Genomic DNA, 25,171 nt, shown 5'->3' on the forward strand with positions numbered 1-25,171 from the left:
CTGATATTATGAAAATAGTATTAATATAAAAACTTAATTGCTTAGAGGCTTAGACATGTCGACTAAAAACCCAATAAATGAAAGTGACATTGCCACTGCTGCTGCTCGTGTGCTTCATGAAAGTTTTCTTGAAGCTGCACGCAATGGAACAGTACTGTATGTAGAGAATGATGCTTTAATGCGTAAAGCTCCAAATTGTAAACCTATATTGGTTAAACACTTATCTGGGCGTAATCCTGAGACCGCTAAAAAATTTGCCGGTAGAAAAACTTTTAAGATAAAAAAACGTAATTTTGAAGTTTCAGGCTAGATAAACTCCGATTTTAGCCTCTGTATCTTGGTAGCTAAATTAATTTTAAAATAGAAGTGTTCATATCTATATAACAGAGTCTTAATCAATATTAAAATTCTTTTTACTTAACAACATATTTAAAATTTCTTTTGTAGTATATTTACTCCATCTTTTATCACTCTCGATAATATATGAATTAATAAACAGCTCTTCCTCCGAATCAACCCAACCATATGGAAGACTTTTTGAATATAACTCCACGTTATCACTCTTATCCAACTTATCAATTCTTGCTGATATTTCATACCTAAAAACATGGTTCTTTTTAAAATCAAATTTACTATCTGACAGCTTTTCCATTTTGTATAATTGTGAAGTTGCATTTTTAGCACAATAATTTAAAATATTAAATATAACTTCTAAATTATATTTTCCTATCATTCTAGAAATTTCATAATCAAATGCATTATCTTTCTTCCATGGAATGGAATTTTTTTCACAAACTAAACCCACCAACCTATAAATATCAAAAAATCTTTGATTTAAAATAAATTCTTCAATTTCTTTAACATCATTAACTGTTATATTTGCATTAATAATGTTTGAGTATATTTCAATCAACCAACTGTCTATATCATTAAATTTTTCAGGTACAACAATCTTGCAATGATAATCAAAATTCAAATTTAAGTAGTTTTTTATTTTATTTTTTAATTCGCCATCAAGTTCTTTTTGATTTTCCATAAGTAAAGAGCGCAATTCAGCTTGTTTTAAATTACAAGAATGACAGCCTTTTATTTCTTTAATATATCCTTTTTCTATGATTTTTCTTACTAAAAATTGATTACCACTATAATTTAATGCATATAAAGAATTCCAATTTTTGAGAGTACTATTTTTATAATTTTCAATTAAAAGGTATAAATAAATTTTCTCCAAATAACTCAATTCTAAAAGTTCTAAATTTTCATTACTCAATTTACATTCGTGCTCCTGAATATCGACAATCAATTTTTTAACTTTCTTAAGATTTCTGATTTTTTTACAATCATAGCAAATTATATCTTCTCTTAATATTTTCAATTTTAAATTTTTAAAATTTGCTCTATTAGAAAAAACAAAATCAGCATAACAATTATTACAATCCTTTAATTTCTTTATAAGAAGTGATCCTGCATCCGTTACTCTCGCGGAAAGATCATCATAGCCTTCCAAATTGTATTTATTCATTAAAAATTTAGCTGTAAAAGCAAAATCAAATTTTATTTCATCTACAAATTTCCAGTAATCAAACAAAAGTTCATTATTTCCACCTTGTTTTTCTATAATTTCTAAAATTCTTGTTTTCATTTTTTCCCTTTAACTTGTATTTGATATGTTCTTCAAAATAGTACATACATATAGTACATATACTATTTAAAATATCTATTAAAATCAATTAATTGACGTTAAATAGTATAAAAAATAGGGTTATTTTTATTAATCAGCATTTTCCGAACGATCGCCTAAACTTGCAGCCCACGTTACTTTCTTGGTGATTTCAGGACGTTCTTCACGCCATAGATGTTGCAACTCTGCAACTAATAAATCATGCCCTGAACGGGTAATCAAATTTGATTTCATTATTTAGAACCATTTTCAATATACTTAAATCACATAAATTTCTTCAAAAAGCTTTGATCAGTGTACTGCGAATAACCATCCAATGTCAGCGTAATACAGGCAAATAATGTAATTGAATCTACCTTTCTCATTCAAATTAAGTCTTTTAAATATTACTTAAATTATTGCAATCGTTTATTAACACTACATATATATTTGGTACATTTGCTTACACTTCATCTTCAAATAAAAAATTAACTATTCAGCTTAAAATTACAAAAAAATATTATATTAAAATTCATATAGTTAATAATTTTATTCTGTATGTTTTTTACACAAAATTTGACAAGTAAAAAAAGTGCCTATAATATGCGCACATGTTTTATTAGCTTATTTTTTTATTTTTGTAGTTTTTCTGCAAAATACTTCAATCCCACATGTCATTTTTTGAATGACGTTCATGAATGCCCACCCTTATTGAATTTAGCAACTTTAAAGAGTTTAAGTACTGCTGTGCTTGTAACTTTTTCGGGCAATAAATTACTTGTAGCGGAGACAACATGCACAGTAGTTCAACCTCTGGGTCGAGGCTTTGCCTTAACTCATTTTTTCGTAATCTTCCAATCAAAGCCTTAGTTTTATCCACCGCATTAATTCCGTTTAGTATTAATGCAAGCAAGACCAATCAATACAATGCTGTTGTTAATTCTAGTAAATTGACAGTAGTGGCCGTTTCCAATCCGAGCATCGTGTTTAAGGATGGAAAATATAAGCATGGCTTCGGCTATGATTTAGCACATGATTATGCTGAAAGTTTAAACGCAAAACTTGAGTTTAAAACAGTCCCTGACAATGCAACTGCATTGAAAATGGTTGCACAGGGCAAAGCCAATTTTGCAATTACCACAGCAAGCATGCAGAGTATTGAAGCGAAAAGCTTAAGTTCGTTCTCTGCAAGTTGCGGTGATTTTAACAGCCTCAAAAAGAATGGTTTAAATACTGACCTGAACTGGGTATTTAAACAAGCTGATGATCCACTTACCGCAACTGCGAGTGGTTTTATTTGCCAAAGTAAGCAAAATGGCTCACTTCAGCAATTGGCGTCATTTTATAATCGTAATGTCGTAAAACAAGACGATTGGAATGTTATTCAACGTGATCTAAAATCTCGTTTACCGATTTATAAAGCAAGCTTTAAACAGTCTGCACAGAAATACGGTATAGACTGGCATTTATTGGCTGCAATTGGTTATCAAGAATCATATTTAAAACCCGACTCTGTTTCTCCCACAGGTGTCAGAGGCTTGATGATGTTGACCAATAGTACTGCCAAAGAAATGGGTGTAAATAATCGTAATGATCCTGCTCAAAGTATCCAAGGTGGGGCTAAATATTACGATATGATGTTGACGCGTTACTCTTACATTCGCAACCCTGACCGTCATTGGTATGCATTAGTTGCATATAATATGGGTCCAGGTGCTGTTGAAGGCATCCAGAAGCGTATTAAAGCACAAGGTAAAGATCCAAATGATTGGATGAACCTTTATAACTACTTAACTCGTCATCAAACGAGTAATGGTCGTTATAAGCAAGCGGTTCAATACGTTACTCGTATTCGTGCTTATCTTGAGCATATCAAAACCACACCAAAGCTTTTAGAAATCTAATCTTTCAAACTTTAGGTATTTAGCATAAAGCGTTTTGGAGCCTAGTCATTTAAAAATTTGAAATGATTTTTAATCGGCAATAAAAAAAGCTTACATTGATGTAAGCTTTTTTTGGCTCTAATTCTAAATCGTCATGATATTCACATCGAATTAGACTTTAGAAAATCCATATACAAGATAATTAAGCAGTTTGCTCTAATACTTTCTTGAATAAATCTTTTTGTTCTTGGCTAGGTTTAGCAGTTTGTAAAGCCATCAATTGAGACATATCGCCTTGTACTTTGATTTTACCTGTCATGAATGCTTGCATTGCAGCAGCCATATCAAATTCTAAGAATACTTTACGAAGTGTTTCAGCATCCATATTCAACGTTGTTTTAGCATTTGCAGAAGAACCTTTTACGATTTTACCGCCATCTAAAGCAAGTTCAGTGTTGCCATTCGTATCTGCTACAACCAAATTAATCGCTAAACCTGAAAGTGCTGGTGGTAAGTTTAAATCACCTGCTTCAGCAGTTAATTTTTCAACATTTGCAAACCAATCGTCAGTTAAAAATGCAGGCATGTTCATTCCTCAAATTATTTATTCAATTTATTGTGTCATCTATCCAGACAACATCGTGGTGAAGCATTTTGCTTGCCCAATGTTATAGCATGATAATTTCAGTTTGGGCTAAAGTTTTTTGTACGGACTGTTCATATTTGATTGGTTTTATCGTTTTATTTTTATAAATCAGGCACTCATTTCAATATGAGTACCTGATTTGATCATTTAATTGGCATAAATGATCATTCAGCTACAAAACTAAGGTTGACCACATCTAGGCGATTTTTCATCTCTTCCGTATCACACTTCATATCAAACTCACGTTCTTCATCTAATTTTTCAAAATCAAATAAGTCACGATCCGCCAGTTGAGATGGCGATACATTTTGTAATGCACCAAAAATACTATGCAAACGTTTTGGATATTGCTTATCCCAATCACGTAACATGTCATTTAAGATAGCACGTTGTAAATTTTCCTGAGAACCACAAAGGTTACATGGAATGATTGGGAACTTACGGATTTCCGCATATTTGATAATGTCTTTTTCTTCAACGTACGCCAAAGGACGAATCAAAATATTCTTTTTATCTGAAGAGAGTAATTTCGGTGGCATGGCTTTTAAGCTTCCGCCATGAAATAAGTTTAAGAAGAATGTTGCGAGAATATCATCACGATGGTGACCTAAAGCCACTTTAGTTGCACCAATCTCTTGAGCAAAACCATAAAGCGAACCACGGCGTAAACGTGAACACACTGCACAATAGGTTTTACCCTCAGGTGTCAAACGCTTGGTAATGGTATAGGTGTCTTTTTCCAAAATATAATAAGGAATATTATTTTCTTCCATATATCTTGGTAAAACATCTTCAGGGAAACCGGGTTGCTTTTGATCGAGGTTGACTGCAACCACATCAAAGTTAATCGGTGCAATACGTTTAAATTGCAACAAAATGTCAAGCAATGTGTAACTGTCTTTCCCACCAGAAACACAGACCATTACCTTGTCACCTTCCTCAATCATTTTAAAGTCACGAATCGCATGACCCACCTGACGACGAAGTTTTTTCAAAAGACGATAATAAGCCGAACTCGTTGGAAGTTCTGGTTTGAAATTAAATCCTTGTTCGGACTCAACTGGCGAGTACATAGACGCGTTTTACCAAAAAAAAAGACTGCGTAATTTTAGCTGATTTGTTCGTTCATCGCATCTAAAGATTTTTTATTTTTGCATTATATTTTATTTGGTCATATTCCTGTCTTATTCACACATCTAAAATAGACCGTTAAGTTCAAATTATAGCCAAGGTGCTTATCTTTTGGACTTTTCCACAGTTTTCCACAAAACCTGTGGATAAAATTGTGGATTGTTCAGGGCTTGACAATCGTTTCTCACGCTACGATGGGCTTTCTATTTAAATTGATCATTTTTTAACCAGTATTTTTAGTTAATAATTTTCAATAACTTAGACTAGTCAATAGGTAGTTTTCAAAAAAAAATTAAAATTTTTTTTGATTAATATGTCTACAATTAAGACTTGCATTTTTCTGTTTGTATTGTTAAAACTCAATTCATAGTTTTTCTTGTTGATGATCTTTGATAAACTCCCAAAGGAAATTGGGGAAATATTTTAATTACTAAAAATGAAAAAATTGATTACGGGTTCACTGGTGTCTTTTTTGGGGTGTATGAGCTTTGCTTCATTTACATCACAAACTTTTGCTGGTCAAATTTATTTTTATAAAGATCAAAATGGCACAACTTTACTCACCAACCGTAAAACCTCAGATCGTTCGTTACAAAAAGTCAAAGTGACTTATTACAAAGACAGCAATATTCATAGTTACAGCAATTGGGGAAATTCAGAATCCTCTGTCCTGCCAAGCTATAGTAAAAATAAAAACTCTTTTGACAGCATTATTCGTCAGGCAGCACAAACGCACGGTGTTTCAGAGGGTTTAATCAAAGCCGTCATGCACACCGAATCTGGCTTTAATTCAAATGCCAAATCTCCTGTCGGTGCACAAGGTTTAATGCAATTAATGCCAGCAACCGCACGACGTTTTAATGTGTCCAACTCCTATGACCCACAGCAAAACATTTACGGTGGCGCAAAGTACCTCAGTTGGTTAATGAAGCGTTTTAATGGCAATACCAATTTGGCTTTAGCCGCTTATAATGCGGGTGAAGGCAATGTCGATAAATACGGTGGTATTCCCCCATTTCGTGAAACTCAAGACTATGTACGACGTGTCACAAGTCGTTTAAATAATCTATATTCAGGTGGCTTAGGACTTTCTGCAAGCAACACCAGTAATAGCAATGCATCGACTACTGGGCAAATCATTGCTCAATCAAATCCAAATAGTAACTCAAACACTCGTTCAAATAATGAAAGTAGCCCTCAACTCAATAATGCTTCAAACATTCAACAGGTAAAATATAACCCTCGCCCAATCATTGTTTCGTCGGATGGTACGTATACTGATGCACCTGCAGGCTCATACGCAACCGCACATGCGAGTGCATCTGCACATATTAGTATCAGTAACTGATTTTTTTGAATTATCCATATGCTTTAGGTTTTGTTTTACTCTATCTAAATCTAATTTAAATCGATGATCGGTAAACAAACCTATCAATTATAATTTTCACAATTTTTAACAATACATTTAAAAGCTCCGATTTTCTCTTTATGAGAGAATCGTTTTTTATCGTATTCGAAATAAATAATATATTTAGGGCTAACTATTCAAATCAGCTGATTCTTCAAAATACCCCATGGATAGTTTTTTCCAATTATTCTTGAATTTTAATCATCTAAACCTCATATTCCTAAACATGATTTATTTTTGATAAGTCACTTATCTATTTTTAAAAGAGGATTTATCCCATGATGCGGATTGGTTTGTTTTTGCTAACCAACCTCGCGGTACTGGTTGTAGCTGGCCTTATCCTATCTATATTAGGTGTTGGGAGTTACCACGGCGCTGGCGGTCTTAAACTAGGCAACCTGATGGTCATCTGTTTGGTATTTGGTATGGTAGGGTCTTTAATTTCCCTATTTATGTCAAAATGGATGGCGCTTAAAACGACAGGCACTGAATTAATTGATCCAAATGCTCCTCGTAGCCAAGCTGAAGTTTGGTTATTGCAAGAGGTTGCTCAACTTTCTCAACGTGCTGGTATCCAAATGCCAGATGTTGGTATCTTCCCTTCATATCAATCCAATGCCTTTGCAACAGGTTGGAATAAGAACGATGCGCTCGTTTCTGTTTCAACAGGTTTATTGGAACGTATGAACAAAGATGAACTTCGTGCAGTGCTTGCGCACGAGATTGGTCACGTTGCCAATGGTGATATGGTCACCCTATCGCTCATTCAAGGTGTCGTAAACGCCTTTGTCATGTTCTTTGCTCGTGTTGCGGGAGATTTTATTGACCGTACTCTCTTTGGTCGTGAAGAAGGTGAAGCCCCTGGTATCGCATACTTTGTGATTTCTATGGTCTTAGACATCGTATTTGGTATTTTAGCCTCTGCAATCGTGATGTGGTTCTCTCGTCACCGTGAATACCGTGCCGATGAAGCGGGCGCGCAACTGGCAGGTAAAGAAGCCATGATTTCGGCATTGTTACGCTTACAAGCTGAATCAGAAATGCCTGATCAAATGCCAAAAGAAATGAAAGCTTTCGCAATCGCTGAAGGTAAAGAACAAGGATTTAGCCTAGCTGCTTTATTCCAAACTCACCCAAGCATTGAACAACGTGTTGCAGCTTTACGCCAATTGAATTTGCCTTAAGTAAAATATTTAGAGTTTAATCAACAAAGCCTCCTAGATGGAGGCTTTGTTATTTACAAGGTCAATCAAAAATTAAAATCCGCCATTTTCGATAAAAACCACTCATCACCGTCTACTTTGTCTGGAAGCTTTGATACCAATCCCACAGCATTTGTACACCAAACCACATAGCAATCCCAATCAAGACCAGAACAACCAGTCCTAAAATATCTGGAATATGAATCCATAACCACGCCACTACTGGATTTCTCCAGAAAGCCGAAGTTTGTTGTTTTTGTTCTAATTTTTCATGCAGAAATGGATGTACCACATGATCATCACTCTGAATTTGATATTCATTCCGAATATGTTCATGTACGACGTCCAAAGCTTTACGACTAGGGCGAATAAAAATATCAAACAAAGTTCCAGCAATTGGAATACACCCTACGATGCCATCCATCACCGCTAATTTTAGTACACCATTCAATTTTTCTTGGGGTACCCCAATTTGCTTGGCTTTATATACGGCATAACAAGTCATAGCAAAACCAGCAATATCTCCAGCAACAGGAATCGTACTGAGTGCGGCATCTGCACCGACCCCTTGCTTGGTAAATGGAATCCGAACCACTGAATCCATCATATTGGCAAATTTAGCCAAATCACGTTCGAGTCTTATCACTTCTTGAGTCGATAATTTTTTTTCTGTGCTCATGCAATAATCATTTTTTAAGTATAAACGTAAAATTAATCATAACGAATAAATTCAGTATCTTGTGTATAAATTTGATATTTGACTCACATTTGACATTACTAAGGAGAACGTTCTAAACAAATAAAAGGCTAAACATTTACATGGATAGCCTTTTAAATGTGCTGCTACTCAGGTGAATCTAGTTAATCTAAAAATCTGACGACAGCACCCTCTTGCACTTTACGCCCCAAATCATTGGCATCCCAATTGGTCAAACGAATACAACCATGAGAGGCTGTTTTTGAAATTGACGATGGATTTGGTGTTCCATGAATACCAAATGTCGGTTTACTTAACGCAATCCACATATTCCCCACAGGCCCATTAGGTCCAGGTGGCAATGATAACTTCTTCTTATTCCCCGCTTGTACAAAGTTTTTCGGGTTATACATATATACTGGATTAGGTGCAACTTTAATCACTTTATGTGTCCCCTTTGGCGATGGTGTACCCGATGCGCCAATAGTTGCGGGGAATGAAGCGATCATTTGATTTAAATGATTATATAAATATAGTTGCCGAGCTGGTTTATGCGCAATAATTAAAGAAATATCTTGAGGAAGATCGTTGCGAACGATAGGTACATTAATCGTCTCACCGACTTTTCTAAAATTCGCTTTAGGATTGATCTGCCTTAAAAAGTCTTCATCAATATGAAACTTCTCACCGAGCATTTCAGTGACCCGCGTATAGTAAAGCCCTCTCATTTTTGCTTGTTGAGCATAATTACGCGGAATTGCTTTTGCATAAGGGCCTTTAATATCCTCTGCGCTAATCTGATAAGCAGTAAAAGCAGCAGATTTTTGATTTTTAAGTAAACTATCCCAAGTCTGCTTATCCAATTCACCACTAATCGGCAACCCTTGGATCTGCTGATATGCTGCAAGTGCTTTTAAAAAGTTTTTCCCGCTTTTTCCATCAATTGCACCAGGTGAGGCATGCAGATTATTCAACATGACTTGTGCACGTGCATAAACAGGAAATTGTCCGCGCCCTAAATGAGCAGACCAATTTGCTGTATTTATACCATTCAAAGACCAATCTTGTTTTGAATTTTCAGAAATAGATTCTTGATTATTTTCAGTTTTCTTATTTTGTTTCGCAAATGCTTGGACTTGAATATTTAACCCAACAAGGCAGATGATACAAATAAAGTTCGGCAGAAACTTGCCCATATTAAACTCGCTTATGACTAAATATTATAATTGATTTAATATTTATTAATTAAACTTATTTAAAACACACTAAAGCATGTTTAAATCACTGTTTTTAAATAAATTAAAATCAATAACATTCTACCTCATAACTGAATAATTTAATCACCAAAACAGTACGTAAATAGAACTTTTACATGATGCTATTATCATTTTTTAACAAAAATATGCAATAGCACAAATTATTATTACGCAATTAAATTTATGTTTTTTATGTTCAACTGTATATTTCATTCTATTATTGACTCTACAGATGATTTTATAAATGTAATCATTAACACTTTAATATGACAGTAACATAACCAGATTGCATAAATTATAGGCTTTAGGGCTGTTTTTAATCATTTAATTCTGCTTATTGATTAGAAATTGCTGTTATCATTTTAAGGTGTAATGGATTATTATCTCTTTTATTTGTCAGTAAGAATTGCCTTGAATACGATCTCTTTGCTTCAGCCAGATGACTGGCATGCTCACCTCCGTGATGGTCTTGCTTTACAACGTACAGTTCCTGATTTAGCCAAACAATTTGCTCGCGCAATTTGTATGCCGAACTTGGTTCCACCTGTTAAAACGGTTGAAGAGGCAAATGCCTATCGTGAACGTATCATGGCGCATGTTCCTGAAGGTATTCAGTTTGACCCGCGTATGGTGCTTTATTTTACCGATCAAACTTCACCGACTGAAGTGCGTAAAATTAAAGAATCTGAACATGTAAACGCGATTAAGCTCTACCCTGCTGGTGCAACCACCAACTCTGACAACGGTGTAAGCGATATTCGTAAAGTCTATGCTGTGATTGAACAACTTGAAGAACATCAAGTTCCATTATTGTTGCATGGCGAAGTCACTCACAATCATGTCGATATTTTTGATCGTGAAAAACGCTTTTTAGATGAAGTGCTTGCACCTTTATTGCGTCAATTTCCAAAATTAAAATTAGTTTTAGAGCACATTACCACCAGTGAAGCTGCGCATTTTGTTCTTGAACAAGATCGTAATGTTGCGGCAACGATTACACCGCAACATTTATTATTTAATCGTAATGATATGCTGGTGGGTGGTGTAAAACCGCACTTTTATTGTTTACCTATTTTAAAACGTCAAACTCATCAGCAAACTTTACTTGAAGTTGCAACCAGTGGAAATCCTAAGTTTTTCCTTGGAACGGATAGTGCACCACATTCTAAAAATGCCAAAGAAAATGCATGTGGTTGTGCAGGTTGTTATAGCGCACCAACTGCGATTGAGCTTTATGCACAAGCTTTTGACCAAGTGGGTAAGATCGAACGTCTAGAAGGCTTTGCAAGTATGTTCGGTGCAGACTTCTATGGTTTGCCTCGCAACACAAATAAGATTACTCTTGTCAAAGAAGATCAGGTTATCCCTGAAAGTTTAGATTATTTGAATGGTGAACAAATTATCCCGCTCTATGCTGGAAAAACCATTCAATGGAGAAAGGTGTGACAACTGAAACATTATCTGTGATTGGACAACGTTTTCGTGGTTTTTTACCCGTCGTTGTTGATGTAGAAACAGCAGGTTTTAATGCGGATACTGATGCATTGCTAGAAATAGCATGCATCCCTATTGTCTATGATGCTGATGGAAAATTTGTACCAGGTGAAGCGCATCATGCGCATATTAACCCGTTTGAAGGTGCAAATTTAGATCGTCGTTCATTGGATTTTATCGGTGTAGATCCATTTAACCCAATGCGTGTTGCGATGGCAGAAGATGAAAAATCTGCGCTGAAGCGCATGTTTAAAGCGGTCAATGAAGTGCGTCGTGCGCAACACTGCACTCATGCAGTCTTGGTTGGGCACAATGCACACTTCGATTTAGGCTTTTTAAAAGCTGCCATCGCACGAACTGGCACTAAAAATCAAAACCCTTTTCACAGTTTTTCTGTATTTGATACAGTGACTTTGAGTGCGGTAATGTTTGGTCAAACTGTATTAGCAAAATCATGTATTCAAGCAGGAATTGAGTTTGATGGTCATGAAGCACACTCTGCTTTATATGACACACAAAAAACAGCTGAACTGTTTTGCTATATTTTGAACAAACTCGCTCCACACTTACTTGACACTTTGATGGCGGATCAATAAGATAGCGCCATCTTCTAAACGTCCCTATCGTCTAGAGGCCTAGGACATCGCCCTTTCACGGCGGTAACCGGGGTTCGAATCCCCGTAGGGACGCCATCTATTTTATAATTATTCAAATTCCTTACTCTCTGTCACTACCTTTATAAATATTTAGTTTTCTTAGACTTTCATCTCTGTTTTTATATTTTATTTTGTGAATTTTCACGTTTTCCTTTAAAATAATGCTTTAAAACTGTTTCTCCATCTCTATGCAATCTCCCGATCAATCAAATCAGCAGTCAAATTTCGACAATCATGCTGATGGACAGTCTATTGTCTTAAAAAGATCCATGACCAGACGTCATCTGATTATGCTGTCTTTAGGTGGTGCCATTGGTACTGGTTTATTTTTAAGTTCTGGTGAAGTGATTGCACAAGCAGGTCCTATCGGTGCAGTCATTTCCTATATCATCGGTGGCTTAATCGCCTATATGGTCATGCTGTGTCTCGGTGAACTTGCTGTCAACCAACCTGTGACAGGTTCATTTGGTGCATTTGCTTCTCGGAATATTGGTCCAGGCACAGGCTATATGGTGTCATGGATGTACTGGCTGGGCTGGTCAGCAACATTAGGCACAGAATTCACTGCTGCTGCGATGCTGATGCAGGAATGGTTTCCCACCACATCTATTTGGTTATGGACGCTGGTCTTTATTGTTGCAGTGTTAATTTCCAATCTGACTTCAACTCGTTTCTTTGCTGAGTCTGAGTTTTGGCTTTCATTTGTCAAAGTGGCGACCGTGCTGGTCTTTATCTTACTGGGGCTTGCAGCGATCTTTGGTTTGATTCCTTTTCATGGTTATGAATCTGCACCTTTATTTAGCAATTTAACCGCACATGGTTGGTTACCCAATGGGTTATTCCCGATTTTTGCCACCATGTTGATTGTGAATTTTGCATTTAACGGTACAGAAATGATCGGGATCGCGGCAGGTGAAACAGAAAATCCTGAAAAAAATGTCCCCAAAGCGATTCATGCTGCTGTTTGGCGTCTGATGATCTTCTTTGTAGGAACGATCATTGTGATCAGTTCACTGCTTCCATACCAAGATGCAGGTTTAGCTGCACACGGTGAAGGCATCAGTAATAGCCCCTTTGTATCAGTATTTAACTTGATCGGGATTCCATACGCTGAAGATATTATGCGTTTTGTAATTATCACTGCATTACTTTCTACAGCAAACTCAGGTTTATATGCAGCTTCTCGTATGATGTGGGCTTTGTCTGTTCAAAAGCAATTACCAAAAGTATTTTCTAAACTGACCAAATCTGGCACACCTGTCATTGCAATTCTTGTCACTATGATTGGCGGTTTACCTGGATTATTGTCTGAACAGTTTGGTGCAGATGTCATCTTTAAAAATCTACTAGGGGTTGCTGCCTTTACTATGGTGATTGTATGGATGAGTATCTGTTGGAGCCAATTTAATTTCCGTCGCAAATGGCTCGCCGGTGGCAAAACGTTAGCCGATTTAAAATTTAAAACGCCTTGGTACCCATTGGTTCCTATTCTTGGTTTTATTACCTGTACCGCAACTGGTTTAAGTATGGCGGCAGATCCTGAAATGTTGTCTGGTTTTATTGGTTGCTTGTTATTTATGGCAGCCTGTTATGCAACTTACTATTGGTTGTATCATAACAAAGAAAATTAGATCTATTTTAAACCAGCTTCGGCTGGTTTTTTATTGAAAGGGCTGTGAAAAAACAATATCTAGTTTTTTTAAATAAGGTTCATCACGTTTGGTTTTCTGTTGTTTCTGAATGTTAAATATCCATATACCCGCAATAATAAACATTAAAATTTGAATAAATAAACGCACATTCGTCGCAGGTAAAAAATTTAAACCGGTCATCGCGAGAATGCTGATCGATAATGGCAAAAACACTTGATTAGAGTTTGAATTTTCCTTAATTTCAGGAAGCTCTCTTGTAACGACTTGTTCAAAGGAGTCAACAGAAGTGTCTTCTAAGCGTTCAAAATAATCTTGTAATTTTTGATAAAAAAGATGTAAATCAACATGCGGATCACCAACCTGATGCAGTCGTACTTTTAAAATAAGATAAATTTTAAATAAACTTTCAGGATGCAAAGGAAAGACTGTATCACTGCTCTCTTTGATCGCTTGCAATTGTTTTTTTAAATGGCTGGATGCACTTTCAGCTAATAGTTTTTCGAATACAAGGATAATGTCATCCGTTTTAACCTGAATACGCTTCTCATCACAATAATATTCAAACCAACTCTTATATTTTTGTAGCACTATTGAATATTGATACAAACGATCTCCAACATTAAACTGATTAACTTCAAAATCGATTTGCTCAATAAAGTGATCTAAATTCACCATTAACAGTTTTTCCCCAATTTTTTGGTTATTTTCTTAATATTTTTAAATGATTGTTATTTAAACACTTAAGCTAGTTACTGTCAAAAATTACTTTGACAGTTGCCACATTTATCATTAATATACGCATCACCTCATAACGTCCCTATCGTCTAGAGGCCTAGGACATCGCCCTTTCACGGCGGTAACCGGGGTTCGAATCCCCGTAGGGACGCCATATTCGAGATTGTTTCGCGATGAAACATCTCATCAAAAAGCCTGAGCAATACGACTCAGGCTTTTTTATATCTAGTGATTTATCGAAAGCATTTACAACAAACTCAACGATCAACTATCTCCATGTTTTTTCTTTATTTTTAAAAATAAAATTATATAGCATACATTTATAGTGATGATTATTTAGCATAAAAACCACGCAGTCATTGCACTATTTATCAATTGGACTAAAATATCGCGCTTCTCGTTTTATTTAACTTCGACACTTATGCAGCCATCACCTCATCCACATGATGCCTCCCCTACATCATCGCCACTAAAACGTGCAATGACGACACGCCATTTGGTGATGATCTCGCTTGGTGGTGCGATTGGCACAGGACTTTTTTTAGGTTCTGGTGAAGTGATTGCCCAAACTGGCGCAATTGGTGCAATTATCTCCTATATCCTTGGTGGGATTATTGCCTATATGGTGATGTTGTGCTTGGGTGAGTTAGCTGTACACATGCCTGAGTCTGGCTCATTTGGCACCTATGCTTCCAGATATATCGGTCCAGGTACAGGTTATACCGTGACATGGTTATACTGGCTAACATGGTCTGCCACTTTAGGTACAGAATTCACTGCTGCTGCCTTGCTGATGCAGGAATGGTTTCCACATATTTCGATGTGGCTCTGGACCATTATTTTTGCCGCAATCGTTTTTGGCTTAAATATGAGTTCTACCAAATGGTTTGCTGAGTCTGAGTTTTGGCTCTCCCTAGTGAAAGTGATCACTGTCGTTGCTTTTATTTTAATTGGTTTATTGGCGATTTTTGGTATTGTGAATTATCAAGGTCAAGAAACAGCCCCATTATTTAGCAACCTCACTGCTGCAGGTTGGTTCCCTCAAGGCTTATTCCCAATATTCACCACCATGCTCATTGTGAACTTTGCCTTTTCAGGTACAGAGCTGATCGGTGTTGCGGCTGGTGAAACTGAAGACCCTGCTAAAAATGTGCCTAAAGCAATCAATACTGCGATTTGGCGTCTGCTGATTTTCTTTGTTGGAACAATTATTGTCATCAGTGCATTACTTCCACATGAGATGGCAGGTTTAGACGCACATGGCGTCAGCAGTAGTCCATTCGTTACTGTGTTTAATCATATTGGGATTCCATACGCAGAAGATATTATTCGCTTTGTGATCATTACTGCTTTACTCTCTGCTGCCAATTCAGGCTTATTTGCTGCCTCACGCATGATGTGGTCACTTTCAGCCAAGAAGCAGCTTCCAAGCATATTCTCTAGAGTCAATGCACGTGGTATCCCTTACATCGCAGTCATTGTGACAATGTTTGGTGCTTTACCTGGCTTACTTTCAGAACAATTTGCACCTGAAACAATTTTTAAGAACTTACTCGGTGTCGCTGCATTTACCATGGTCGTGGTCTGGATGAGTATTTGTCTTAGCCAATTTAACTTTAGACGTGAATGGTACAAACAAGGTCATACTAAAGCTGAACTTGGCTTTGCTGCACCATTATTCCCCATCGTACCGATTCTTGGCTTTATCTTCTGTTTAATTACCTGTATCAGCATGGTCTTTGACCCAGAAATGGTTGTTGGTTTTATTTGCTGTATGATCTTTATCATCGCTTGTTATATTAGCTATGCCGTACTCTATAAAAATAAGAATGAAATCTCATAAGGTTTCATTCTGAGCAATAGCAAAAAAGTGCAGCAATCGACTGCACTTTTTTATTTTCACCATTTGTATCAGAATGGCAAACTTTTAATAGACACCTCAACATCAATCCAAACTTTGGGATGCTATTAAAATAACTTCATTTCATGGATATAACTGAAAGTTGGAACTGTAAACGCACTTTCAATTTATATGGCTTAAAAATGGTTGAAAATTCTTCATAATTTAAGCAATTTTCCAATATTGCTGTGTTTTTAAACATCTAAACATTATTTCAGTTTTTATTGCAGAAAAAGGTTTGACACTTTTCCATATTCACCCTAATATACGCCCACCTCTGAAACGACCCTATCGTCTAGAGGCCTAGGACATCGCCCTTTCACGGCGGTAACCGGGGTTCGAATCCCCGTAGGGTCGCCATTAATTAAATGGTTTAGTTTCTAAATTCAAAGGTTTGCCTCATTTGTCCCTATCGTCTAGAGGCCTAGGACATCGCCCTTTCACGGCGGTAACCGGGGTTCGAATCCCCGTAGGGACGCCATATTCGAGATTGTTTTACAATGAAACATCTCATAAAAAAGCCTGAGCTACGACTCAGGCTTTTTTACGTCTGCATCTATCATTTTAAATAACACTCAAATCAATTTTCTTAAATATCATTGAACCGTAATTAATTGCTTAGAATTAAAAATAGCACTTGGTGCAATCACCTTTTCATCTAAAGGAATTTTTTGCCCATAACGCTGTTTCATCAATGCTTTCACACTTGGATCACTAAGATCAAAACTTTTTAATTGGGCTAAGGGTGCTAATTCTATTCCCAACGCATCTTTATAGGCTTTCCACACAATTTCAGAACAGTAAATCGCATCATCATTCCATTCAAAATAGATGTCATACGGTTTATTTAAATATGCCTCTGCATCTTTAACCAATTTATTTTGCTGACTTTGCGTTAAATCCACCCGATAGCGTTTTACAACGTAGGCTTTATTAACTCCTCGATCAACCCATTGTTTTAATGGTGTATATTTCACAGGCTGTATAGCTTCCAATACCCAAGTCTGCCCTTGCATATTTACAATCAGCCCCATATGGCTATAGGGTGAATGCGTTGCCTTTTGAATCACTTGGCTTTGTGCAGATTTGGAGGTATGAAAGATAATATCGCCTGTCTTATAGGGCGCTGAATAAGCAAATGCAGAAATGAAACTAAGACCCAATACTAAATATCTATTCATCACAGCAAACTTTATTATTGATTCCCGTAATGTATGTAAGTTAATCCATCTAAGCAAGTTGTAAATCAATCACACATAAAAAAGGAGTATAGCCAAACATCACTCTACTCCTTAGTGTTTAATCCTAAGACCTAATTAAGGCACGGTTTTATTCATCATTTAAAGCACATTCAAAGCTACTAGGATTTTGACCACAACGTACTTTCTTTAAGATCTTCATCATCGCTGGGTCATAATAGCCCTCTTTGGTCATTGCAATTCGTGCTTCACGCATGATTTTAATATAGCCTGGTTTATCTGCCTCACGAATATCAAACCAATACTTCTCAGGAACTTCTTTTTCTAATTTATCAACAAATTGGAACGCAGGAGAAAGCTGTTTTGAAATCATTTCACGTGCAATAGGTCCCAAGCCAGCAGGGAATTTATTGCGATGCATAATCAACGTCCCTGTGACCTGAATCAGTGGGAATTTGATAATTCCACCGACCACATTGCCATTTTTATCCGTCATACCCTTTCTGAGTTCTAGAGGTTTAAATAACAAAGCAGGCCCCGCCATAATATCGACTTCTTTGTTATTAAACTTACCGCCTACCGTGAGTAAATCGACAGAAACAGGTTGTGCTCCAACATTTTGAACCAGTTTCTTTTGAGTCGCATCAAAATTCATCACAGCAACTTTTTTACCTGCGGCTTTGGCTAAGGTATCAATTTTACGATCATTGACCATGATATAGGCAGCACCCAATGGCACGATACCAACAATTTCATAATCTTTATTGACCATTTTGGCATCGTATTCTGGGCGTGCCAATAACTGAATCACTGACGTGAGTTGCTTATAATTTTGCACTGCACCAATTGCGTCAATACTACCCACAAAGGGGTTAAATTGTCGTGCACGGATATTACTGATTCCTGCACCATCACACCGTTTACTACGAAAATCTTCTGTGAGTACACGCTCATCGGTATACACTTTGAGTTGAATATCCGTGGAAGCCTTTTGTTTTAATTTTGGATAATCTAAATCAATTTGCATGGACAACTTAGTTGGGCGTGTCATTTTCATATTCACACCAAACTCTTTGGCAATCTGCGTGATACGAGGCATTTCACTGATATAACTGGTGGCTTGCTCAAAAGCTTCGCTGTTTGCCCCATCAGGTGAATAAACACATAAAGTGACTGTTTTAGGAATTTGCTTCCAGACCTTAGGGTCATTCATCAGCACTTTAATTTTATTTTTAGAATGCTCTGATAAGGTTAAATCCAATTTTGATGCAGGCGCTGCTAGTATCTGTTGTGGAACAAACAATGCTGTACATAATGAAAGTGAAATAATCTTAAAACCCAACAATAACTTAGGTTGAAATGCTTTTTTATTTTCTGATCTATGATCATTTTGCATACGCATGACATTGTCCATAATGATGTTATTTTCCGATTCTTTTAGCTTAATCTTTATGACGTATATTTAAATTGACTTAAATAAATCCAACATTTGTCAGAAAAGATAGAGCGCCTTTATCAAAATCAAAATTCACTTTTTAAGTCTATATTTCAATCATATATTGTACATAGACATAGTAAAGTCTCTTCCTCCTTTGGTCGGTTTAATTCGATACAAGAAAAATTAAAGTAGTTATGCTAAATCAGCAGTTGCATATAAATGCCTTAAGATATTGTTTTTTTAGCCAATAAAAAAAGCTCCCGAAGGAGCTTTTTTATTTAGAATAAATTATTCGTTATCAAACCATCATTAAATGATGATTTGATTGTTTTTCAATAATTCATCCAAAGTCACATCAGTTGTTTGGTTGTTCAACACTAACAATTCAGTGCTTTGATAGCTGTCTGCTGTACCGTCACGGTCGATCGAAATCACCGCTTGGTCTGCATCGGCATCATAGCTTACAGTGAGGTATTCACTGATATTTTGAAGCGTTGCATTGTTGTCAAGCAAGTCTGAAATATCAATCTGATCCGCAGCTGTGAAGTGATCTAATGTTGTTAACGAGTTGCCACCAGTGTTGTCATCACTTAACACATTGAAGATTACATCATTGCTTAAGCTATCTTGTGAAGTTGTAGTTTGATCTTTGTGGTCCGTATCTAGTACATCATCACCCAATGAGAAGGTAGCCATTTTTGCAGATGCCTGATCCAGTGGTTTTGGTGTAATGGTCACATCTACCACAACATCAACACTCAATTTACCATCAGATACTGTTACTACAAATTTATCTGAACCAAATGCTGCACCAGGTTCATAGACAAATGTACCATCTGAATTGATTGTAATCTTCGCACCTTTGTCTGAAGCTTTGGCCGTATAAGTCAAACTATCACCATCAACATCATTGGCATTAATTTTCCCACTAAACTGACCAAATTGCTGCACTGTAAAGCTTTGGGCCTGTGCTGTTGGTGCATCATTTACATTTTCAACGTGTACAGGAATTTTTGCTTCAGTTACTCCACCCTGACCATCATCAATCACTACCGTGATGTAATCTATACCAGAGAAATTTTGCTTACCTAAGTAAGTAATCTTCCCATCTACAATTGATACATCGCCATTTGAAGCACTAACAGAATACGTTAATTTACTTAAATCAGTATCAATATCATCAACAGTTAAATAATCACTTAAATCGAAGGTTTTTTTAGTTTCTTCTACTGCATTTACATCATTAATTACTACAGCAGTAGGTGCATCATTGACTGGCGTTACTGTTACAGTCACATCCACTGTTGATGAACCACCATCCTCATCAAAAATGGTCATTTTGAACGTATCTGTTCCAGCAAAGTCTAGTTTTGGTTTATAAATCCATTGACCATTTTCAAACACCACCTCACCATTTTTTGGTTTATTGGCTTCAATATCATCATATTTGAATTGGATTTTATTACTGTCCACATCTGAGCCAGTAATTTTAATCACATAATCAGTATCTTCAGCAATGGTTGTAGTGACAGGATTACCAACTGGTGCATCGTTAACTGAAGTCACTTCAACTGGTACCAGTACTTTCACCCACTGCCCAGTAGAATCCTTAACTTCGACAACAAATGTGTCTTTACCAAAATAATCTTTATTTGGTTTATAGAAAATTGTTCCATCTGGATTGGTGATCAATTTACCATTTTTTGGATCAGTGCTGATACGGAAATCTTTAGTCAACTCACCATTCAGTTTGATAAATCCTGAAATATCCTGACCCAAATGATCTTCTGTAACCGTGATCAGATCAGCAGTCGCATCATCATAGCCCTCGACTTTTAAGATCACATCAAATTCAGTTTCAACATTACCATCGGAAACTTTGACAGTGATTTTCTCTGTTGGATCTTCGATACCTGCAGGTGGCTGATAGGTATAAGCGCCTGTTTTTGGATCAGTAATGGTTAATGTACCACCATTTTTGGTTATGAATACATTTGGATCACTTGTACCCACAAAACTGTATGTTAGCTGATCGCCATCAACATCTGTAGCTTTGAAGAATCCATCCACAGGTATATTTGCAGGTGTCGCAATCTCGATATCTGAAGCCACTGGTGCATCATTGACTGGTGCAACCTCAATGGTCACCGGGATTTTACTGATCGTACCATCTGGATTTTTGACATTGACAAAGAAGCTGTCTTTACCAAAGAAATCCTTATTTGGTATATAGGTAAATGTACCATCAGGTTGAACAGTCACTGTACCAAATTTCGGTTGAGTATGACCTTGATAATTACTGCCATCCAACTTGATTGAATCGGTAATTGTTTGATCTTCCTGAACATCAAAGTTTTGAGTTCCTTCAATCTTCACTTCAATGGTTGTTGGTGGATTCTTTCCATCAGTGACAATGATATTGAAATCATCACCAAGGTCTTCCTTACCTGGATCAGGTACATAAATATAATCACCTGTATTTGGATCTACAGTCACCGTACCGTTGACAGGTGGGTTATTTGGATCTAATTCATAGTGAATATCTTCATCATTTGGATCAATCGGTGAATCTTCTGGCAGTTCAGGCTTATCTTCTGCACCATCAACACCTTTTGGTGTCACAGTAATGTTGACAGGCACTTCAACCGTTTTACCATTTTCATCGGTCACGGTAATCACAAAATTGTCATTCCCGAAATAATCCGGATTTGGCGTATAGGTATATTTACCTGTAACTGGATCTACATTCACCTTACCGTTGGTTGCTTGCTGGCTGACCACATAACTGTCTATTGCAATACCTGCTTTAGAAATCACCATACCCTCAACGGCTTTATCTTGCTCAGTCGTTTTCGACTCTGCTGAAGCAGTCAATTTATAGTCAATATTGATGGTCAGTGTGAAATCATCTGTCGCATTTACTGTCGCACCATCATTCACAACAAAATCTATAACATCCTGACCTGTAGCACCCAGTTTGGCCTGATAAGTATATTTACCCGTTGCCGTATTCAGGATCAACGTTCCACGGTCAGTCTCAATAGTTACTGTACCATTGCCATTATCCGTTACGTTTTGACTAGGTTTTGCACTATAAGTGAATTTGTTACTGTCAACATCGGTTGCAACCAAGCCACCACGGATGATTGCACCTTCATTGGCAATAATGCTTTCGTCCTGTCCAATTGGGGCATCATTGACTGGTGCAACTTCAATCGGAATAATCACTTCTGTCACACCGCCTTTACCATCAGAAACGGTCAGCACAAAACTGTCTTTACCAAAATAGTTATGCTTTGGTGTATAAATAAATTTGCCTGTTACTTCATCATAAACCACAGTACCGTTCGATGCTTTGCCCACAGATAAGATGAGATCTTTAGGGTCTGTATTATCATCAGTAATCTTTAAAATATTTTCTAGATCAATAATATAACCATTACTTATACCATCACCATCAATATCATTTACATCTTCATCAACAGCAACAAATTTAAAGTCAGCGTTAAACTCAACAGTTGGTGCAGCATTGACAAAGATATTGACTGTGACGAAGAATGGCTCACCGCCTGCATTATCAATAATTTCAACAATAAATGAGGTTTCACCTGTAAAGCCATTGGCTGGGGTAAAGATGTATTCACCTGTAGCAGAGTCAATATGTACCTGACCATCTGCTGAAGGTGTTTTGACTGTATAGCTCAATGTGTCCTTACCATCTCGGTCAGCACCTACGACTTGGCCACTGACAGGTATATCTTTATTGGTCAATACATCATCTGCAGTTCCTGTAGGGGCTTCGTTGATATCAACATTCACAGTAACTTCAAAAGTATTGTTGTCAGGGTCTTTTACAATCACAGTAAATGTGTCGTCATCACCATAGTAATCTTGCTCTGGTGTATAGGTGTATTCACCCGTTGCAGGGTTGATTGTCACTACTCCATGTTCTGTAGTGAAAGTATTCCCTGTAGCACCTTTAATTGAATAGGTCAGTTCTCCTGAACCATCGCCTTTATCAACATCAATCACCTTAATTTGACCATCATACTTGGTCGGTTTCTCAGCCGTATTTTCCTGCATCTTGAACGACTGATCTTTTTCACCTTCCAAGCCAATGTCATCAGGTCGAGCTTCAATATCAACAGTAATAGTGACAGTAGTCGATTTACCATGTGGATCTGTCACAGTGACTGTAAAGGTATCTTGACCAAATGCATCTTTGATTGGCAGATAGCTGTAGTTACCATTTTGATCAATGGTTACCGTACCTTTCGAACCTTGTGATGCAAAATAGGTCAGCTCGGTATCATCACTGTCTTGACCATTGACATTTCCAGTAATTGGTGTGGTTTGGTCTTCAATCGCATTATGTTTTGCACCTTCAGCTGTCGGGGTTGCATTAACCTCAATGTCCACACGCACAGTCACGCTATTGTTATTGCCATCCGTTACGATGACATTGAAATAATCAATATTGTCACCAGAGTAACCTGGCGCAGGTACATAGGTATAAATACCAGTTTCAGTATTGAGTAAAACATAACCCGCAGCGCCTAAATCCAGTTTTTGTAGGTTACCTACTGGAATATCGCCACCATCTAATTTATATGTGACAGGATCTGAAGTACCATCGACATTAATGATCTTGATGTTGCTTGTATAGCTTTCACCATCATGAGTAAATAATGGCTGATTCTCACCATCTTTTGGCAAAGTGATTGGATCGTCTACAGGTGTGACTACAATCGTCAGCGTTTTTTCAGACAACAGACCATTTTCATCTTTGACTGTAAATTTAATAGTATCAGTACCATAGAAGTTTAGATCAGGCGTGTAAGTATATGAACCATCTGCATTAATCGTGATCGTCCCGCCTGGTGTTTTTTGGTTTTCCTGAGGTACAACTGAGAATTGTGTCCCAGGATCAGCATCCGTAGCACCTTTAAGCAGACCATCAGCCGCGCCTACAGTTATAGTCGTATCTTCCTTAAGCTCAGCGCTTTGATCCTGAGCTACAGGCACATCATTGGTATCATTACCCGCAGAACCTTTGTTGCCTTGTGCATCAGTGTATGACTGATTAGGCACAGTTAAAGTTACGTCTTTCGTTGAATCTGTTGGCGTAACTTCTACAGTAAATTTGGTTGGATCATTTGAGTCCTGTACCACATTACCAATCGTACCATTGCTGATTTGTAGGAGTGCTTTCAATTGATCTGCGGTCAGTTCACTACCACCTTTGTATGCAACTTCACTGAAATCAACGACAAACTTACCTAGCGTTGCATCATAGGTCACTTTGACATCTGGCGGTAACATATCCGCACTTTTTTCACCTTCAGTTCCAGGGTTACCTGCTGAGTCAGTATATTCATTTTCAGGAACCTTAATAACAACGTTTTGATTAGGAACTTTCGGTTCCGTAGTGACGATGAATTTAGTGTCATCGTTTGGATCTTTGATAACCGTGGTCTTATCAGGATCCATATTGTGATTTGGATTGTTGGTAATCAAGTCTTTGATTTCTTCAGGCGTGTATGGATTGCCCGTATTCGGGTTATACGGCACTTCACTGAAATCAACAGTAAACGTTGGTGGTTGATTCGTATCATCAGGATTGGCCGATGGGGTATATGTAATTTCAACGACAGGTGCTTTGGTATCTACTGCCGATGTGTCATGACCTACACCTGAAGTATTGCCTGTTTTATCAGCCACGGTCGCTTCTACTGTAAATTTCTGACCTTCTGGTGGTTTAGGAAATTCAATAGTTATGCCATTTTGATTGATGTCTGCTTTATTTTCCGCAGTAACTGTAACTGTTTTTTTAGTAACACCATCAGGATATGTAATTGTAATTACATCTCCCTCAACCACAGGGTCTACAGGTCTAATCGTTGCAGTAACATTGCCTTTTCCATCAACATCATCTGGATTGATAAAACCATCATCATGATCATTAATGACCACATTAGGTGTATTCGGTGGTACAACATCTGCACCTAACTCATCGCCAGAACCTGGATTTTTACCCTCATCCCAATAAACATCATCGGGTATTTTAACAATGACACTTTCATTGTTTGGATCAGCTGGTTTTGGTGTAACGATGAATTTTGTCGGATCATTCGGATCAGCTGTTACAACTGTATTAGTAGGGTCTAAATTACTATTCGGATTCCCTGTAGTGATTAAGTCTTGAATCTCTTCG

The 25,171-nt window shown here is 37.0% G+C and carries 17 protein-coding genes, 4 tRNA genes and 1 pseudogene; 12 read left to right on the plus strand and 10 right to left on the minus strand.

The genetic code is table 11. The annotated features are described in order from the left end of the window. Nucleotides 1-55: 55 nt before the first annotated feature. Nucleotides 56-310, plus strand: coding sequence for a hypothetical protein (locus tag EXE09_RS16800; protein ID WP_130118020.1), 255 nt, complete (start codon nt 56-58; stop codon nt 308-310). A gap of 81 nt (nt 311-391) precedes the next feature. Here the strand turns inward: EXE09_RS16800 and EXE09_RS16805 are convergent, their stop codons facing one another. Both EXE09_RS16805 and EXE09_RS16810 read right to left on the minus strand, forming a co-directional pair. Then, entirely contained in the window at nt 392-1,642 is a 1,251-nt protein-coding gene (locus EXE09_RS16805) for a hypothetical protein (protein ID WP_171478641.1), read from the minus strand. Between the two features lie 132 nt (nt 1,643-1,774). After that, nucleotides 1,775-1,915, minus strand: a pseudogene (locus tag EXE09_RS16810) (transcription elongation factor GreB); the annotation flags it as partial. Nucleotides 1,916-2,454: 539 nt separating this feature from the next. On the opposite strand from EXE09_RS16810, the gene EXE09_RS16815 reads away from it, so the two are divergent. Further along, the gene (locus EXE09_RS16815; RefSeq protein ID WP_068974886.1) at nt 2,455-3,564 is read left to right on the plus strand and encodes a transglycosylase SLT domain-containing protein; all 1,110 of its coding nucleotides are present in this window, start codon (nt 2,455-2,457) and stop codon (nt 3,562-3,564) included. A gap of 181 nt (nt 3,565-3,745) precedes the next feature. On the opposite strand, the gene EXE09_RS16820 is transcribed toward EXE09_RS16815, so the two are convergent. Both EXE09_RS16820 and ttcA read right to left on the minus strand, forming a co-directional pair. Beyond that, a complete protein-coding gene (locus EXE09_RS16820; RefSeq protein ID WP_068974887.1) occupies nt 3,746-4,129 on the minus strand; it encodes an SCP2 sterol-binding domain-containing protein in 384 nt (127 codons plus the stop codon). A 224-nt stretch (nt 4,130-4,353) separates the two neighbouring features. Beyond that, on the minus strand, nt 4,354-5,262 hold the full coding sequence (gene ttcA, locus EXE09_RS16825; protein ID WP_130118022.1) for a tRNA 2-thiocytidine(32) synthetase TtcA: 909 nt from the start codon (nt 5,260-5,262) through the stop codon (nt 4,354-4,356). A 494-nt stretch (nt 5,263-5,756) separates the two neighbouring features. Between ttcA and EXE09_RS16830 the strand changes: the two genes are divergently transcribed. Then, nucleotides 5,757-6,668, plus strand: coding sequence for a lytic transglycosylase domain-containing protein (locus tag EXE09_RS16830; RefSeq protein ID WP_130118023.1), 912 nt, complete (start codon nt 5,757-5,759; stop codon nt 6,666-6,668). Nucleotides 6,669-7,006: 338 nt separating this feature from the next. Then, nucleotides 7,007-7,912 carry a protease HtpX gene (gene htpX, locus EXE09_RS16835; protein WP_130118024.1) on the plus strand — a complete coding sequence of 302 codons (906 nt, stop codon included), beginning with the start codon at nt 7,007-7,009 and terminating at the stop codon, nt 7,910-7,912. A gap of 112 nt (nt 7,913-8,024) precedes the next feature. Here the strand turns inward: htpX and EXE09_RS16840 are convergent, their stop codons facing one another. Further along, on the minus strand, nt 8,025-8,609 hold the full coding sequence (locus EXE09_RS16840; RefSeq protein ID WP_130118025.1) for a DUF4112 domain-containing protein: 585 nt from the start codon (nt 8,607-8,609) through the stop codon (nt 8,025-8,027). A gap of 182 nt (nt 8,610-8,791) precedes the next feature. Continuing rightward, nucleotides 8,792-9,823: a L,D-transpeptidase family protein gene (locus EXE09_RS16845; RefSeq protein WP_130118026.1), complete on the minus strand. Its 1,032-nt coding sequence runs from the start codon at nt 9,821-9,823 to the stop codon at nt 8,792-8,794. 471 nt (nt 9,824-10,294) lie between these two features. Here EXE09_RS16845 and pyrC point away from each other — a divergent pair, with 471 nt between their 5' ends. The 4 genes from pyrC (at nt 10,295) to EXE09_RS16865 (ending at nt 13,664) form a co-directional block, all read left to right on the plus strand. Next, entirely contained in the window at nt 10,295-11,329 is a 1,035-nt protein-coding gene (gene pyrC, locus EXE09_RS16850; RefSeq protein WP_068974900.1) for a dihydroorotase, read from the plus strand. Next, the gene (gene rnt, locus EXE09_RS16855) at nt 11,314-11,973 is read left to right on the plus strand and encodes a ribonuclease T (protein ID WP_130118027.1); all 660 of its coding nucleotides are present in this window, start codon (nt 11,314-11,316) and stop codon (nt 11,971-11,973) included. The genes pyrC and rnt overlap by 16 nt, the downstream gene beginning before the upstream one ends. A 20-nt stretch (nt 11,974-11,993) precedes the next feature. Then, nucleotides 11,994-12,069, plus strand: a tRNA-Glu gene (locus EXE09_RS16860). A gap of 152 nt (nt 12,070-12,221) precedes the next feature. Continuing rightward, nucleotides 12,222-13,664: an amino acid permease gene (locus tag EXE09_RS16865; protein WP_130118028.1), complete on the plus strand. Its 1,443-nt coding sequence runs from the start codon at nt 12,222-12,224 to the stop codon at nt 13,662-13,664. 30 nt (nt 13,665-13,694) lie between these two features. Here EXE09_RS16865 and EXE09_RS16870 read toward each other — a convergent pair whose 3' ends face one another. Further along, complete coding sequence (locus EXE09_RS16870) at nt 13,695-14,360, minus strand: hypothetical protein (protein ID WP_130118029.1); 666 nt, start codon at nt 14,358-14,360, stop codon at nt 13,695-13,697. A gap of 138 nt (nt 14,361-14,498) precedes the next feature. On the opposite strand from EXE09_RS16870, the gene EXE09_RS16875 reads away from it, so the two are divergent. The 4 genes from EXE09_RS16875 to EXE09_RS16890 all read left to right on the plus strand — a co-directional run bounded on the left by EXE09_RS16875 (nt 14,499) and on the right by EXE09_RS16890 (nt 16,801). Then, nucleotides 14,499-14,574, plus strand: a tRNA-Glu gene (locus EXE09_RS16875). A gap of 267 nt (nt 14,575-14,841) precedes the next feature. Continuing rightward, a complete protein-coding gene (locus tag EXE09_RS16880; protein ID WP_130118030.1) occupies nt 14,842-16,263 on the plus strand; it encodes an amino acid permease in 1,422 nt (473 codons plus the stop codon). Nucleotides 16,264-16,604: 341 nt separating this feature from the next. Beyond that, nucleotides 16,605-16,680 (plus strand) — tRNA-Glu (locus EXE09_RS16885). Between the two features lie 45 nt (nt 16,681-16,725). Further along, a tRNA-Glu gene (locus EXE09_RS16890) sits at nt 16,726-16,801 on the plus strand. A 115-nt stretch (nt 16,802-16,916) separates the two neighbouring features. Here the strand turns inward: EXE09_RS16890 and EXE09_RS16895 are convergent. From EXE09_RS16895 to EXE09_RS16905, 3 genes are all read right to left on the minus strand, one after another. Continuing rightward, complete coding sequence (locus EXE09_RS16895; RefSeq protein WP_130118031.1) at nt 16,917-17,501, minus strand: YiiX family permuted papain-like enzyme; 585 nt, start codon at nt 17,499-17,501, stop codon at nt 16,917-16,919. Nucleotides 17,502-17,649: 148 nt separating this feature from the next. After that, complete coding sequence (locus EXE09_RS16900) at nt 17,650-18,921, minus strand: putative solute-binding protein (protein ID WP_416332372.1); 1,272 nt, start codon at nt 18,919-18,921, stop codon at nt 17,650-17,652. Nucleotides 18,922-19,266: 345 nt separating this feature from the next. Further along, nucleotides 19,267-25,171: tandem-95 repeat protein (locus EXE09_RS16905; protein WP_130118032.1), on the minus strand; the 5,905-nt coding region annotated here is incomplete at its 5' end.

The sequence above is a fragment of the Acinetobacter sp. WCHAc060025 genome (assembly GCF_004209355.1).
In the GTDB taxonomy this organism is placed as follows: Bacteria; Pseudomonadota; Gammaproteobacteria; order Pseudomonadales; family Moraxellaceae; genus Acinetobacter; species Acinetobacter wuhouensis.